Source organism: Acinetobacter oleivorans DR1 (assembly GCF_000196795.1).
Lineage (GTDB): Bacteria > Pseudomonadota > Gammaproteobacteria > Pseudomonadales > Moraxellaceae > Acinetobacter > Acinetobacter oleivorans.
Genome location: NC_014259.1, coordinates 2,535,239 through 2,551,094, shown reverse-complemented (window position 1 = coordinate 2,551,094; position 15,856 = coordinate 2,535,239). Strand labels below are relative to the sequence as shown.

The 15,856-nt window shown below is 41.6% G+C and carries 11 protein-coding genes; 5 read left to right on the top strand and 6 right to left on the bottom strand.

Annotated features, from left to right (window positions below):
- The first annotated feature begins 45 nt into the window (after positions 1-45).
- On the top strand, positions 46-849 hold the full coding sequence (locus AOLE_RS11910) for a thioesterase family protein (RefSeq protein ID WP_013198231.1): 804 nt from the start codon (positions 46-48) through the stop codon (positions 847-849).
- A 61-nt stretch (positions 850-910) separates the two neighbouring features.
- Here the strand turns inward: AOLE_RS11910 and AOLE_RS11905 are convergent, their stop codons facing one another.
- On the bottom strand, positions 911-4,393 hold the full coding sequence (locus AOLE_RS11905) for an indolepyruvate ferredoxin oxidoreductase family protein (protein WP_013198230.1): 3,483 nt from the start codon (positions 4,391-4,393) through the stop codon (positions 911-913).
- A gap of 204 nt (positions 4,394-4,597) precedes the next feature.
- Between AOLE_RS11905 and AOLE_RS11900 the strand changes: the two genes are divergently transcribed.
- Positions 4,598-5,539, top strand: a complete 942-nt coding sequence (locus AOLE_RS11900; RefSeq protein WP_013198229.1) for a LysR family transcriptional regulator — start codon at positions 4,598-4,600, stop codon at positions 5,537-5,539.
- Positions 5,540-5,790: 251 nt separating this feature from the next.
- Here AOLE_RS11900 and AOLE_RS11895 read toward each other — a convergent pair whose 3' ends face one another.
- From AOLE_RS11895 to AOLE_RS11875, 5 genes are read right to left on the bottom strand one after another with little or no spacing between them, the layout of a single operon-like run.
- The gene (locus AOLE_RS11895; protein ID WP_013198228.1) at positions 5,791-6,693 is read right to left on the bottom strand and encodes a hydroxymethylglutaryl-CoA lyase; all 903 of its coding nucleotides are present in this window, start codon (positions 6,691-6,693) and stop codon (positions 5,791-5,793) included.
- Positions 6,690-8,681, bottom strand: coding sequence for an acetyl/propionyl/methylcrotonyl-CoA carboxylase subunit alpha (locus AOLE_RS11890; protein WP_013198227.1), 1,992 nt, complete (start codon positions 8,679-8,681; stop codon positions 6,690-6,692). Before AOLE_RS11890 ends, AOLE_RS11895 begins: the two co-directional genes overlap by 4 nt.
- Before the next feature lie 11 nt (positions 8,682-8,692).
- The gene (locus tag AOLE_RS11885; protein ID WP_013198226.1) at positions 8,693-9,496 is read right to left on the bottom strand and encodes an enoyl-CoA hydratase/isomerase family protein; all 804 of its coding nucleotides are present in this window, start codon (positions 9,494-9,496) and stop codon (positions 8,693-8,695) included.
- 9 nt (positions 9,497-9,505) lie between these two features.
- Positions 9,506-11,107, bottom strand: a complete 1,602-nt coding sequence (locus tag AOLE_RS11880) for a carboxyl transferase domain-containing protein (RefSeq protein ID WP_013198225.1) — start codon at positions 11,105-11,107, stop codon at positions 9,506-9,508.
- Between the two features lie 24 nt (positions 11,108-11,131).
- On the bottom strand, positions 11,132-12,304 hold the full coding sequence (locus AOLE_RS11875; protein ID WP_005304222.1) for an isovaleryl-CoA dehydrogenase: 1,173 nt from the start codon (positions 12,302-12,304) through the stop codon (positions 11,132-11,134).
- Positions 12,305-12,448: 144 nt separating this feature from the next.
- On the opposite strand from AOLE_RS11875, the gene AOLE_RS11870 reads away from it, so the two are divergent.
- The 3 genes from AOLE_RS11870 (at position 12,449) to AOLE_RS11860 (ending at position 15,614) form a co-directional block, all read left to right on the top strand.
- On the top strand, positions 12,449-13,066 hold the full coding sequence (locus AOLE_RS11870; RefSeq protein WP_013198224.1) for a TetR/AcrR family transcriptional regulator: 618 nt from the start codon (positions 12,449-12,451) through the stop codon (positions 13,064-13,066).
- A gap of 109 nt (positions 13,067-13,175) precedes the next feature.
- A complete protein-coding gene (locus tag AOLE_RS11865) occupies positions 13,176-14,870 on the top strand; it encodes an AMP-binding protein (protein ID WP_013198223.1) in 1,695 nt (564 codons plus the stop codon).
- 72 nt (positions 14,871-14,942) lie between these two features.
- Complete coding sequence (locus tag AOLE_RS11860; RefSeq protein WP_005304229.1) at positions 14,943-15,614, top strand: class I SAM-dependent methyltransferase; 672 nt, start codon at positions 14,943-14,945, stop codon at positions 15,612-15,614.
- The last annotated feature ends 242 nt before the right edge of the window (positions 15,615-15,856 follow it).

Here is a 15,856-nt window from a genome sequence, read left to right as displayed (position 1 = left end):
TTTCATCAAATATTGATGTTGGATAAGGACTACGGAAAGAAAATCATGAATGCTTATTATCAATTACTGAATAGAACAATTGGTCCTCAAGGTGAAGTTATTGCTCATTATTGTTCAACTGTTCATGCACAAGGGGCTTGGAATCCTCATGAACAGCACATGGCGCCTGCAAGTGGTGTCATCGCAGCTGAGTTAGAGCAATTTTCGCCACGACAAGATATGCGAATTGGTCGAATTAGTTTTGATATTTTTGGATTGATTGCATTTGGTGAATTTACGATTAAGACACATGTGATTCGTGCCGGTAAAACCATTGAATTGATTGAAGCCGAAATGCAAGCACAAGGTAAAACCTGCATTGTGGCTAGAGCATGGCGCATGTGTACTCAAGACAGTTCCGATATTGCTGGGCTTGAAGATCAGCCAGTTCACCATCCAGATACCTTTACAGAATGGACAGGTATGAAAAGATGGCCGGGTGGTTTTATCCAGACACTCGTCACTAAAACTGATGATCAGCATCGTGCGGGTAAAGGCATTGTTTGGCTCAATAATGATAAAGAAATCGTGGAAGGGCAGCCGACCACAGATTTTGCCCATTTAATTGGCATGGTAGATGCGGCAAACGGCATTGTCCCACGACAAGAAGGCGAATTTACTTGGGGCTTTCCAAATCTTGATTTACAAATCCACATGCACCGTTATCCGCAAGGGAAATGGCTAGGTCTGGAAACCGTTCAGCAATATGGTTCGGATGGTATTGGTTTAACCAGTGCAATTTTACATGATGTATATGGCCCATTTGGACGAAGCGAGCAGATTTTGACTTTACGTAAAATGACTAAATAAATTTTTGAGCCAATAAAAAAGTCATCCCTAAGGATGACTTTTTTATTTTGAGATTTAATTTTTAGTTACGGACTTTTAGCAGTGTTGGTGTAAGTTCATCCCAACGTTGTTTTGCAGCGTCCATTGCTTTCATTTTGATATGTCCATAACCACGGACTTCTGCTGGTAATTTTGCAATTTGCTCAGCAACTACCAAGTTATGATTGTCTGGTGCTTCAACAAGTGCTTCAACAAATGCGATGTAACGATCACGCCATGCTTGTTCGTGTTGACGTTCTTCTTGACGTGCAAATGGGTCAAGGAAAGTTTCACGAAGCCATTGTAAGCGAGCAAGCATCATCATTGGGAAGCGCATCCAGTAACCAAACGCACGTTTACGGACATTCTTCAGCCCACCAAGTAACGCTGGCGGAGCAAGATGATACGTTAAACGTAAGCCTTTACCGAATTGGGTTTCAATCGATTCTTTGAAGCTTTTACCTGTTAAAAGACGAGCAACTTCATATTCATCTTTATAAGCCATGACTCTGTAAAGCTGAGTTGCAATGGTACCCGTTAATTCTTCTGGTAACTTTTTAGCTGCCAATTCTACAAGTGTGCGGTATTTAGCTGCATAAGCTTCATTCCAGTAGTCTGTTAAACGAGCAGAACGATCTTCAACAAGTTCAGCCAAAGTTTGCGGAGTTTTGGTTTTTGGCATTGCCGCAACTAAGCGTGCAGCTAAAGTTGGGTCACTTGCAAGATGACAACCCACACGGAAAGCTTCGATATTCTTTTCAACAGCAGTACCATTTAAGCGAATTGCTTTTTCAATGCTTTCACGTAATAGCGGAATGCGTCCAGACTGCCATGCCATACCGAGTAATAACTGGTTGGTATAAATTGAATCACCTAAGAGTTGTGTTGCAATGCGAGCGGCTGGCAGAGAAACCAGTTGACCTTGGCGAACACGACCACGAAGACGGTCTATTAAATCACTAATAGGCGCATACCAGTCACGAGATTTAATAAACTCAGAAGTAGGGGTGCTGTCTTCATTCACAATAACTAAGGCATCATCTTTTAAGCGAGATAGAGCAGCGCTACCACCAGCCACTACCGCATCTGCACCAATCAATAATTCACATTGACCTGCCGGAATTTTGGTAGAAGAAATTTGCTCATCACTTGCTGCAAGTTGAACGTATGAATAAACCGTACCACCTTTTTGAGCAAGACCTGCCATGTCCATAACACGTGTAGCTTTACCTTCTAGGTGAGCTGCCATACCAAGGAGTGCACCAATAGTCACAACACCTGTACCACCAATACCACCAACCATAATACGACTTGGAACGTCATATAACTGAGGAATAACTGGTGATGTTGGCCAGCCTGCACCAATACCTTCAAATTTAGCCGGACGTTTCATGTCACGTGTATGAACAGTCACAAAACTTGGGCAGAAACCTTCGGCACAAGTGAAGTCTTTATTACAGCTACTTTGGTTAATTTGACGTTTAGTACCTAAAGCAGTCTCTACTGGCTCAATAGATAAACAGTTTGATTTTTTCGAACAGTCGCCACAGCCCTCGCAAATATCACTGTTAATGTATAAACGCTCAGCTGGATCAGGGTAGGCATCACGTTTACGGCGACGGCGTTTTTCACTGGCACAGGTTTGTACATAAATTAAAGCGGTTACGCCAGAAACCTCGCGAAGCTCGCGTTGAACTGCGTCGAGCTCATTACGGTGGCGAATTTCTACACCTGGTGCAATGCCATCTTCTTCATTTAATAGTTTAACTTCATCAGTCACGATGACTTGTTTTTTAATACCTTCAGCAGCAAGCTGACGAGTTAACTGTGCAACGCTCAAATGACCATCTACATGCTGACCGCCTGTCATAGCGACGGCATCGTTGTAGAGGATTTTATAGGTAATATTAGTTTTTGCAGCGATGGACTGACGGATTGCTAAGTAACCAGAGTGGAAGTAAGTTCCGTCACCAAGGTTCGCAAAAATATGTTTTTCATTGGTAAATGGTGATGCACCCACCCAACTTACACCTTCACCGCCCATTTGCGAGAATGTTTCGGTACCACGGTCAAGTGAAACTGCAATATAGTGACAACCGATACCGCCTAATGCACGGCTACCTTCAGGAACGACTGTTGAAGAGTTATGTGGGCAACCACTACAGAAATACGGTTTACGTTCAGCAAGATCAATAACACGTTTTGATTCTTGCTCTGCTTTTAGCAGTAAGTCGATTCTGCTTTGGATTTGTGTTTTTAAGCTTTCTGGAATATCGAGTTTTAAGAAGCGAGCAGCCAGCATTTTTGCAATAGGTTCAGGCTGGTACTCATAGTGACCAATGAGCGGTGCTTCTTCAATAGAGGTACTCCATTCACCTTTGCCATCAGTTGCTTTACCAATCACATGTGGGCGTTTGCCATCAGGCAGTGAGTACAGCTCATCTTTAATTTGTGTTTCAATAATTGGACGTTTTTCTTCAATAACGATCAGTTCTTGTAAACCTTCGGCAAACTCACGAACACCTTGTGGTTCTAAAGGCCAAATCAGACCAACTTGATAAACACGTAGCCCAAGTTGTTGGGCAGTTTCATCTTCAATACCTAAAATGCGTAAGGCTTCAATCGTATCTAAATAACCTTTACCACTTGCGGCAATACCAATACGGGCATTTTCACAAGGCCATGTAACGGTGTTGATTTTATTCGCGCGGGCATAAGCCAAAACAGCAGGTAAGCGATATTTATAAAGGCGTTCTTCTTGCTGAATGCCATGATCTGGCCAACGAATATTGACGCCACCCTCTGGGAAATTGACATCTTCTGGTATAACCGGAGTAACACGGTCTAGGTCGACATGAACAGAAGCAGAAGTTTCTACAATTTCACTAACCAGCTTCATTGAAGACCAAAGGCCAGAAAAACGTGAAACTGCAATGGCGTGAACACCAAAGTCTAAAATTTGTTGAACGGATGTTGGGTAGAAAATTGGAATACCGCAACCAATCATGACATGTTCAGACTGGTGAGGGATTGTAGAAGATTTACATGAGTGGTCATCACCAAATAAAGCAACGACACCACCACGTTCAGAGGTACCAGCTAAGTTAGCATGGCGGAGTACATCGCCTGAACGGTCAACACCCGGGCCTTTACCATACCACCATGAAGACACTCCATCATATTTGCCTTGGCCTGAAAGGTTAACTTGTTGCGTACCCCAAATTGCGGTAGCAGCTAAGTCTTCGTTTACACCAGGTTGAAATACAACATTATGGGATTTAAGTAATCCTTGAACTTGCCAAAGGAAACTATCATAGTTACCAACAGGAGAACCGCGATAACCAGAAATAAAACCAGCAGTATGATAACCATTGATCGCGTCACGGCGAGTTTGGGCAAGAGGCAACCGAACAAGTGCCTGAATGCCAGTCATATATGCTGTACCGTTATCACTTACATATTTATCTTCAAGTGACACATCCTTTGTTGCAATAATATTTGGAGTGACTTTTGTAGCTATATTCATTTATATCTCCTTAGAATTTTTAGTAGCTCGGACTACTTTCTTTTTTCAACATCCAGTTGAATATTTGGAGCAAGTGACATACGAAATAAAAAAAGATCGGTTCCTCTTCTTAAAAAGAATTAGTGCCAATGTATGTACATTTAGTCATTGTGGTTGAACTAAACTGGTGCAACAATCCGTAATTTAGGAAAACATATTTACGTTATGCGCAAAAATCTCGATGGTGGACTATTGCATGCAATGCATGCATTCCTGAAAGTGATTGATAGCGGGAGTTTCACAGCAGCAGCTGAGCAGATGGATCTGACCACAGCACAGGTTTCACGTCTTATCAGCGAGCTAGAAACACGCTTAGGTACAAAACTCATACAACGCTCAACGCGCCAGCAGGCACTGACCGATATTGGTGCGACTTATGCAGAGAGCTGTCGCCAAGTCATTTCAATGGTGGATGAAGCAGAATCAGAAGTAACAGGAACGGCATCTAAACCCAAAGGGCGTTTACGCGTATTAAGTATGGGAAGCTTTGGGCATCATTATGTTTTTCCAGTAATGGCCGAGTTTTGTAAGCATTACCCTGAACTAACCGTGGAATATACGACTTCACAGTACGTTCCAGACCTATTGGCAAAAGGGGTGGATGTCAGTCTTTATCTGACTGAATCATTAACAGATTCTCGGTTTGTTGCACGCAGAATTGGGACCATTTTTTCTGTTTTATGTGCATCACCTGCATATTTAGAAAAACATGGTGTGCCGAAGTCCCCAGAAGACTTAAAAAACCATGCCTGTTTACGCTTAGTAAACCCATCTATTACACCAGATTGGCACTTATTAAATGCAAAAGGTGAGTCTTACCAAATTGATACTGGCGGGCAACTCATTGCAGATAACCCTGAGTTATTATTAGATGTGGTGCAACAAGATATGGGCGTGGCGTTATTACCGATGTTTTCGGCTTTAGATGCAGTTCAGAATGGAAGATTATGTCATATCTTGCCAGAGTGGCGTTCGCCCGATATAGGGGTTTATACCTTATTGCCTTCACGCCATTTTATTGATGCTAAAACACGTGCATGGTTAGACTGGGTGGAAGAATATATTTCGCCAAGAATCGAAATGGATGCATCTTATTTTTATAAATAATGAGATAATTTTTTTAAGGACTAAGCTAGAAAAGGATGAAGAATAATACGGATTTAGAATAAAAATAGGGTAGAGAATGCTTCTGTTGAGAGGGGCATTTAATACAGAGATAAATGATAAATTTTAAAAAAATTGCATGAGAGGTTCAGTCCCAATTCCTGAATGAAATGAGATAAAGATGAGATAGGATGATCTGGTACTTTGCCTAATATTAAGCCTTATACCAGATGCTGAGCTATTTTAATTTATGACTACGCACACTTGGTTTGCCAATAAGCATTTGCATAATTCGACAAGCTTTTTCGATTTAATACATTGCTAATATTTTGGCTGGCTTGCATTAGTTTCTCTAAATCAATGCCCGTTTCAAACCCCATGTGCGACAGCAAATAAAACAGATCTTCGGTCGATACATTGCCAGAAGCACCTTTGGCATAAGGGCAACCGCCAAGTCCTGCAAGGGACGAATCAAAAACACGAATGCCTTGCTGTAAAGACTGATAAATATTGGCAATCGCCATACCATAGGTGTTGTGGAAATGTCCTGCCAAAACCTTGCTGTCGAGTTCAGCGAGGCAGGCTTGCCAAACCTTTTGAACGCGATCTGGCGTTGCTGTGCCAATGGTTTCACCTAAAGACACTTCATAGCAGCCCATGTCATAGAGTCGTTTAACAACTTTTACGACTTGTTCAGGAGCAATTGCGCCTTCATAAGGGCAATCGACAATACAAGAGACATAACCGCGTACACGGATGTTATGTGTTTTTGCTGCGCTCATGACATCGCTAAATTTTTCAAAGCTCTCATCGATTGAGCAGTTGATATTTTTACGGGTAAAGCTTTCAGAAGCTGCGGTAAACACCGCAACCTCTTTGCATCCTACCGCTTGAGCAGTTTCAAAACCTTTGATATTGGGAGTGAGCAGGCTAAATTGCACATCGGTTGTTTGGGGTAACAGCTTAAATAGCTCGTCACTTTGAGCCATTTGCGGCACCCATTTTGCCGAAACGCATGAACCGACTTCAATCGATTTTAGGCCAGCATTAATCAGGTCATTAATGAAGTTTAAGCGTTGTTCGACGGTTAAAGCTTGCTTTTCGTTTTGGAGGCCATCTCTGGGACCGACCTCCACGATTTTGACAAACTCACTCATGCAACTTCCTCCTGAGCAGGCTGAAATTCCACAAGCTCGTCGCCAGCTTTGACTTGATCACCGACTTGGAAATAGGAGTCTACAATCAAGCCGTCTTTAGGCGCACGGATGGTATATTCCATTTTCATCGCTTCAAGCGTCATTAAAATATCGTCTTTCTTAACGCTATGATTTGCACTCACCAGCACTTGTGTGACTACACCCGGCATTGGGGCTTTCAGGTGACCTTCATCGGCTTGGTTATCTGCTTGATTAAAATCTTGACGAATATAAGCAAATTTATAGCTTTGCCCATTTTGGAATAATGTAATGCCTTGCTGACTTTGGTTAAAAGATAGCTTTTGCTGAGTTCCACCAATTTGAACAGAGGCAGTATGCGCATCAATTAATTGACCAGAAATAGGGTAGCTTTGTCCGTTATATTCTGCGGTGAAGCCTTGTTCACTTGAAGCAAATTTGATTTGGATATTTTGGTTTAAATAATTCAGTTTAATGCTGTGCTGATAGGCAATATTTAAACGCCAAAGTGGCTGAGCCTGCCAAAGCTGTTTTTGGCTTGAGCTGTTGTTATTAAGTTTACTTAGAAACTCAATAAATGCTGCTGCCACTACAAGTTCTGGTTTGATATCTTCAGGGCTAAACAAGAAGTTTTGTTCGCGTTGAATCAGGTTGGTATCAAGCTTGGCTTGTTTGAATGAGTCGCTGCGAACAATCTTTTCAAGAAAGGCAATGTTGTTGCCTAAGCCATCGACATGGAATTGACTTAAAGCGTGTTGCATTTGAATAAGCGCAGCTTCACGGTTTTTACCCCATACGATCAGTTTAGCTATCATCGGGTCGTAATAAGTCGTGATTTCATCGCCTTCAACAATACCGCTGTCTACACGCACATATTGGTTTTGAGTTGGGTAGTGCAAATAGTCAATTTTACCAATCGCAGGTAAAAAGCCTTTTTCAGGTTCTTCGGCATAGATTCGTGCTTCGAGCGCATGCCCGTGAATTTGCAATTCGTTTTGTAGTTTAGGTAAAGGTTCGCCATAAGCTACACGTAGTTGCCATTCAACCAAGTCTTCACCGGTAATCATTTCAGTCACTGGGTGTTCGACTTGTAAGCGGGTATTCATTTCCATGAAATACGCCGTACCGTCTTGTTCCACAATAAACTCAACCGTACCGGCACCGACATAATCTACGGCACGTGCAGCATCAATTGCAGCTTGGCGCATTGCATCGAGCTTTTCGCTTGGCATTTGTGGAGCAGGGGCTTCTTCTAACACTTTTTGGTGGCGGCGTTGTACAGAACAGTCGCGTTCAAACAAATGAACATAGTTGCCATGTGTATCGCCAAACACTTGAACTTCAATATGTCTAGGCTGAATCACATAACGCTCAATTAAGACGTCATCATTACCAAAGCTTGATTTTGCTTCACGTTTACAAGAGGCTAAGGCATGCAGAAAATCTTCACTGCGTTCAACCAGACTCATGCCTTTACCACCGCCGCCCGCACTGGCTTTAATTAAAACAGGATAGCCAATTCGGTCTGCCTGTTGTTTTAAAAAGTCGGCATCTTGGTTGGTCCCGTGATAACCCGGTGTTAAAGGGACACCAGCTTTTTCCATTAAAGCTTTCGAGGTCGCTTTTAAGCCCATCGCTAAAATGGCATCCACTGGTGGGCCTATAAAGCAAATGTTGTGTTGTTGGCAAGCGAGTGCAAACTGGTCATTTTCAGAAAGGAAACCGTAGCCTGGGTGAACTGCTTGGCTGCCTGTATCAATCGCTGCTTGAATAATGCGGTCGGCTTGCAAATAACTTTGTGTTGCAGGGGACTGACCAATATAAACCGCTTCATCTGCAAGTTTGACATGTTGTGCATTTGCGTCTGCATCGGAGTAAACGGCAACCGTTCTAATACCTAATTTTTTAGCTGTACGAATCACGCGGCAGGCAATTTCGCCACGGTTCGCAATTAAAATCTTTTCAAACATGATGATCGTCCTTAATTGTTGTTATTCGAGTTAGAAACCCAAGCAGGCTGTTGTTTATTTAAAAAGGCACTCAGACCTTCTTTTGCCTCGCTGCCTTGACGAACTTGAGCAATATGATGTGCTGTCTGTTGCAGCAACTCATTGCTCATGGTCTGGTTGCTCACCATTTGAATGAGTTGTTTTGATGCCGCTTGAGCATGCGGGCCACCGAGTAATAGAGCATCAACAATTTCTTGAACTTTTTTATCTAAGTCTTCAGCATCTGCAACTTCATGTGCCAAGCCAATGTGTTTGGCTTCACGTGCAGAAATTCGCTCGGCAGTTAAGAAGTAACGAGAGGCTTGTCTTGCACCAATTGCACGAATTACATAGGGGCTAATGGTAGATGGAGCAAGCCCTAAACGAACCTCAGATGTTGCAAACTTGGCATCAGTGCTGGCAATGCAAATATCACATGCCGATGCCAAGCCCATACCGCCGCCAAAGGCAATGCCATGTACACGAGCAATAGTCGGTTGTTTAAGTGTTGCAAGTGCATCCAACATTTGCGCAAGTTTTAATGCATCTGCTTCATTTTCTGCTGAAGATGCCTGACCTGCCTGTTTCATCCAGTTGAGGTCGGCACCTGCCGAAAAGCTTTTGCCGCGACCTGCTAGAACCACTACACGAACATCATCACGTGTATTGATTTGCTTAAAGCAAGCATGCAGCTCTTCAATAACTGTCGTATTAAAAGCATTGTGTAGTTCAGGGCGGTTCAGCCAAACATAGGCAACCTGACCTTGTTGTTCGAGTTGTAAAAATTGATAGCTCATATACACCTCTTACATGCGGAATACGCCAAATTTGGTTGGCTGGATTGGAGCATTCATCGCAGATGCAAGACTTAAACCGAGTACTTGGCGAGTTTGCGCTGGGTCGATTACACCGTCATCCCAAAGGCGGGCAGATGCATAATATGGATGGCCTTGGCGCTCGTACTGTTCACGAATTGGTTGTTTAAACTCGTCTTCTTGTTGAGCTGACCACTCGGCACCTTTTTGCTCAATCTGATCACGTTTTAAAGTCGAAAGTACACTTGCGGCTTGTTCTCCGCCCATCACAGAAATACGAGAGTTTGGCCATGTCCATAAAAAGCGTGGTGAATAAGCACGGCCACACATGCCGTAGTTACCCGCACCAAACGAACCGCCAATAATTAGGGTGAGTTTAGGTACATTTGCGGTTGCAACTGCCATCACTAATTTGGCGCCGTTTTTTGCAATTCCTTCATTTTCATACTGACGACCAACCATAAAGCCCGTAATGTTTTGTAGGAATAACAATGGAATATTGCGCTGTGTGCATAGCTCAATAAAGTGCGCACCTTTTTGTGCAGACTCGGAAAATAAAATCCCGTTATTGGCAATAATCCCGACTGGCATACCATAGAGTGAAGCGAAACCAGTAATGAGTGTTGAACCAAAACGTGCTTTAAACTCATCAAAACGAGAGCCATCTACAATACGTGCAATGACTTCACGAACATCAAAAGGTTTACGTGCATCACTTGGAACCACACCATAGAGTTCTGATGCATCAAACAATGGTTCATCAACTTGTTTATTTAAGTCGTTTGGCTTTTTATTAAGGTTAGCGACAATATTTCGTGCAATCGCAATTGCATGCTCATCATTTTCAGCTAAATGGTCAGCCACACCTGAAAGACGTGTGTGTACATCACCACCCCCTAAATCTTCACTGCTTACGACTTCGCCAGTTGCAGCTTTTACAAGAGGAGGGCCACCTAAGAAAATCGTACCTTGGTTACGGACAATAATGGTTTCATCAGACATGGCTGGAACATAAGCACCACCTGCGGTACAGCTTCCCATTACCACAGCGATTTGGGCAATACCTAGGCTCGACATGCGTGCCTGATTATAGAAAATACGCCCGAAGTGATCGCGGTCTGGGAAAACCTCATCTTGCATTGGTAAGTAGGCACCGCCTGAGTCCACCAAATAAATACAAGGCAAATGATTTTGTTCGGCAATTTCTTGTGCGCGTAAATGCTTTTTAACCGTAAGTGGGTAATATGTTCCACCTTTAACCGTTGCATCGTTGGCAACGATCATACAAGTGATGCCGTTGACTTGACCAATACCCGCAATTACGCCCGCGGCAGGAACATCATCTTCATAAACGTTGTATGCTGCCAACTGACCAATCTCTAAAAATGCCGTACCGACATCAATCAGTTGATCAATACGTTCACGAGGTAAAAGTTTACCTCGAGCCAAATGTTTTTGACGGGCATTTTCACCGCCGCCTAAAGCAATATGCTGTGCAACTTGTTTTAGATCTGTGACCAATGTTTGCATGGCTTGCTGGTTTGTTTTGAAGTCTTCACTTCGAACATTAATCTTGCTTTGTAATTGGTTCATAAGATGCGTCCTTATTTATAATTATTATTTGGTTTCATTGAAGAGTTCGCGGCCGATCAGCATGCGGCGAATTTCAGAAGTTCCGGCACCAATTTCATAAAGTTTTGCATCGCGCCATAAACGCCCAGCAGGGAATTCATTGATATAACCATTACCGCCTAAAGTTTGGATTGCTTCACCAGCCATCCATGTTGCTTTTTCGGCAGCATATAAAATGGCACTTGCAGCATCTTTACGTAGGCTGCGGTCATGGTCAGCTTTATCACATGCAGCACCAACAGCATAAACAAGAGCTTTACATGCCAACCAAGTTGAATACATATCGGCAAGTTTGCCTTGCATAAGTTGGAATTCACCTAAAGCTTGTCCAAACTGTTCACGTTGGTGTAAGTATGGAATTACCACATCTAGGCAGGCATCCATAATGCCTAAAGGTCCGGCACTTAAAACTGCACGTTCATAGTCCAAACCACTCATGAGTACTTTTGTGCCGTTACCAACACCGCCGAGTACGTTTTCAGCAGGTACTTCCACATTGTCAAAGAACAGCGGGTAAGTGTTAGAGCCACGCATACCGAGTTTGTCTAAGTGGTTGCCGTGACTAAAGCCTTTCATGCTTTTTTCAACTAAAAAAGCAGTCATGCCTTTTGCACCAGCTTGCGGATCAGTTTTAGCGTAAACCACGAGTACATCTGCATCACCGCCGTTAGTGATCCACATTTTTGAACCATTTAAAACGAAGTGATCACCTTTTTGTTCAGCACGTAATTTCATGCTAACGACATCAGAACCCGCATTGGGTTCAGACATTGCAAGGGCACCAACATATTCACCGGAAATCAATTTTGGTAAATATTTCTGTTTTTGCTGCTCGTTACCGTTACGGTTAATTTGGTTTACACATAAATTAGAATGAGCACCGTAAGACAAACCAATGGCTGCCGAAGCACGAGAAATTTCTTGCATAGCAATAATATGAGCTAAATAACCCATATTTGCACCGCCATATTCTTCAGAAACAGTCATGCCTAAAAGGCCCATATCTCCGAATTTTTTCCAGAGATGTGCAGGGAATTTGTTGTCTTGATCAACTTGTTGGGCAATTGGTGCAATTTCTTTTGCACAAAATGCGGCTACCGAATCTTGAAGCGCAATTAAAGTTTCATCTAGACCGAAATTCAAGCTGCGTAGGTTCATGATATTTTCATCCTATTGGTTATATTTGTTGTCCATAAAATATTTTGTGGGTATTTGATAAGTAACATACAATGATTTTTTGAAAAAGTGAATACAGATTCATAAAATGATTTACAATTCATTTTATTTGTTAGAGAATAAATTATGAGCTATAAACGATCATCTTTAATGCAAGAGCGGATGGAGCAAAATCGTAAATCGATTTTGAGTTCAGCCAGAAAAATAATTTCAGAGGGAGGATTTAAAGACGCGCAAATACAAACAATTGCAGAGCAAGCGGGTGTATCTAGTGGACTGGTTTATCGCTACTTTGATAATAAAAGCCAAGTGCTGATTGAAGTTTTGTCCGAGGCTATTAATACAGAACTATTGGTGATTGATTCGATTACCGAAAGTGAATTATCGGCAAAGCAGAAATTACACAAGGCGGTGGCAACCTTTGTAAAACGGGCACTGAATAGTCCTCAGCTTGCATATTCACTCATGTTTGAACCCGTCGATTCAACGGTTGAACATGAGCGTTTTCGTGTGAAGCAATTGATTAAACAGAGTATTAAAAAAATACTTGCGGATGGAAATGCAAGTGGTGAGTTTGTCTTGGATGATTTAAACACAGCAGCACTTTGTGTTGTCGGGGCCATGACCTATGTGGTAGTTGAACCCCTAGACCCAGCTCAAAATACAAAGTTTGATCATGCGCACAAAGACTATTTTTCAAAACAGATTGCTGACTTTTGTGTAGATGCTGTGCAGAAGAAATAGGGCATATAAAGGATAAACATTACAAAGTAGGCGGTTTGGAAAAGTAGTTGCAGTAACAACAATTAGATCAGGTAAGAAGAGAATTAAAAGAATCAAGGAGAATGATTCAATGCAACAAGAACGGTTAAGCTACGCCTCGGGACCAAGCACACAGCCCTTATTGGGTATGACCATTGGTGAACAATTCGATCAGGCCTGTCGGCAATATGCAGAAAAGGAAGCCATCGTCAGTTTCCATCAAAACAGACGATTAACCTATAAAGCTTTACAGGATGAAGTAAACGCTTTTGCTTGTAGCCTTTTAAAATTGGGATTAAAAAAAGGAGATCGCTTAGCGATTTGGTCGCCTAACTGTGTGGAATGGACGGTAACCCAATTTGCAGCTTTTAAAGCAGGAATTATTTTAGTCAATCTAAATACAGCTTATAAAAGCCATGAACTTGAATATGTATTGAATAAAGTCTCATGTAAAGGATTGATTATTGCTTCTCAATTCAAAACCACTGATTACCAAGAATTACTGACAAAAATTGCCCCTGAATTACCTAATAGTCCAGATAAAGTGCTCAGTTCAGCGCGACTACCACATTTAAAATTTGTCATTAAAATCGATGACCAACAGCATACGGGTATTTATCGTTTTAGTGATTTAGTCACCACACCAACATCAGAACAGCTAGAACAATTAAAACAATTAGCGAAGCAACATCAGTTTGATGAAACCATTAATATCCAATTTACTTCAGGTACAACAGGTAACCCTAAAGGGACCATGTTGACCCATCATAATATTTTAAATAACGGTTATTTCGTGGGGGAAGGCATTCGTTTAACCCCTCAAGATAAAGTTTGTATTTCTGTGCCGTTGTTTCATTGTTTCGGCATGGTCATGGGGAATCTGGCATGTGTGACACATGGTTCAACCATGGTCTATCCATCGGCGGTATTTAATCCTTTAGAAACTTTAAAAGCGATTCATCAAGAACGTTGTACGGCAGCTTATGGCGTGCCGACCATGTTTATTGCCACTTTAGAACATGAACAGTTTAATGAATTTGACCTGTCGAGCTTAAGAACAGGAATTATGGCAGGTAGTCCTTGTCCACGTGAAATTATGCAACGTGTCATAGACCGAATGCATATGTCTGAAATCACCATTTGTTATGGTATGACTGAAACCTCACCAGTAAGTGTACAAAGTTCGGTAAATGATTCGATTGATAAACGAGTAAGCACGGTTGGGCATGTTCATCCGCATGTTGAAATTAAAATTGTCGACTTAGAAGGGCAGATTGTTCCGCAAGGCACTTTAGGTGAGCTATGTGTTCGCGGTTATTCAGTGATGGCTGGCTATTGGGGCGAAGAAGAAAAGACCAAAGAGGTCATTGATTCAGCTGGCTGGATGCATACGGGTGATATTGCCGAAATGGACCAAGACGGTTTTATTAAAATTAAAGGCCGTATTAAAGATGTGGTGATTCGTGGTGGGGAGAATCTTTTTCCAAAAGAAATTGAAGACTTTTTATATACCCATCCAGATGTAAGCGATGTACAAGTCATTGGCTTACCAGATGCCAGATATGGCGAAGAACTTTGTGCTTGTATTATTTTGCATGACCATCATCAAATTGATGAAAACAGTATTCGCCAATTCTGCAAAGAGCATATTTCTCATAATAAAGTGCCGCGTTATGTCCGATTCTTTAATGAGTTTCCAATGACTGCTTCAGGCAAAGCGCAAAAGTTTAAATTGCAGGAAATTATGCGAGCTGAGCTTAATTTAACTGGAAATGTCTTTGACTAAAGAAGTCGAAAGCCCGTTCAAAGTGCAGCAAACTATAAATTTAAAGGCAGTTTAAATAGAGGATAAAACAAAATGGCAAAAGACTTTAATAGCCCCAAAGTAGTCGAAGGATATGACGAACATATTCGTAAATTAATTCCAGGTTATGAAGTCATCCATCAACAGGTGGATGCCATTTTACAATCGGTGTTGAAACCTAATGCTCATATCTTAATTGTGGGTTGTGGTACGGGGTATGAACTCGAATATTTACTTAAACGACATCCGAACTGGAAATTTACAGCAGTTGATCCATCTTTGACCATGCTGCAAAAAGCCCAAGAACAGGTTGAACTTTTAGATAAATCTTCACAAGTAACCTTTGTTCACGGTGAAACTTCGGCTTTGCCTCTGGAAAATTGCTTTGATGCTGCACTTTCTATTCTCGTAGCGCATTTTATTGCAGATGAAATAAAACCTGTTTTTTTTAAAGATATTTATGATCGCTTAAAAGAAAAAGCGGTTTTACTTACTTACGATTTAATGACGTGTGTAAACCCACAGCAGCTTCAAGCACTACGTTATTTATGCTTGGATCAAGGTTTAACGGAAGACCAATGTCAGAAAATGTTAGAGCGTATGGCACAAGACTTTTTTAGCTTAACTACTGAAGGATATATAAAACTTTTGCAAAAGACTGGTTTCGAGAGTGTACAGCCGTATACGCAAATTTTGACGTATCAGGGTTTTATTGCAAAAAAATAATGTCAGTAGAGACAAAGGAATATTGTCTTAACACCTAAATATTCTCAATGAGGATGAGAATATAAAAAAACGAAAAAATTAGAAGAACTAGCTTTACCTATAACACATTAAAAAGTGGCCTCAATGCTGCTTAAGGGAGGTTTTGTCTAAAAAATATGAGGAAGACTTTCTAGAGGAAGAAAGTCTGATGTTTAAGAGCCTGTTTTAGATAGGTATATAACAAAAAGGATGTCGAGATCTTT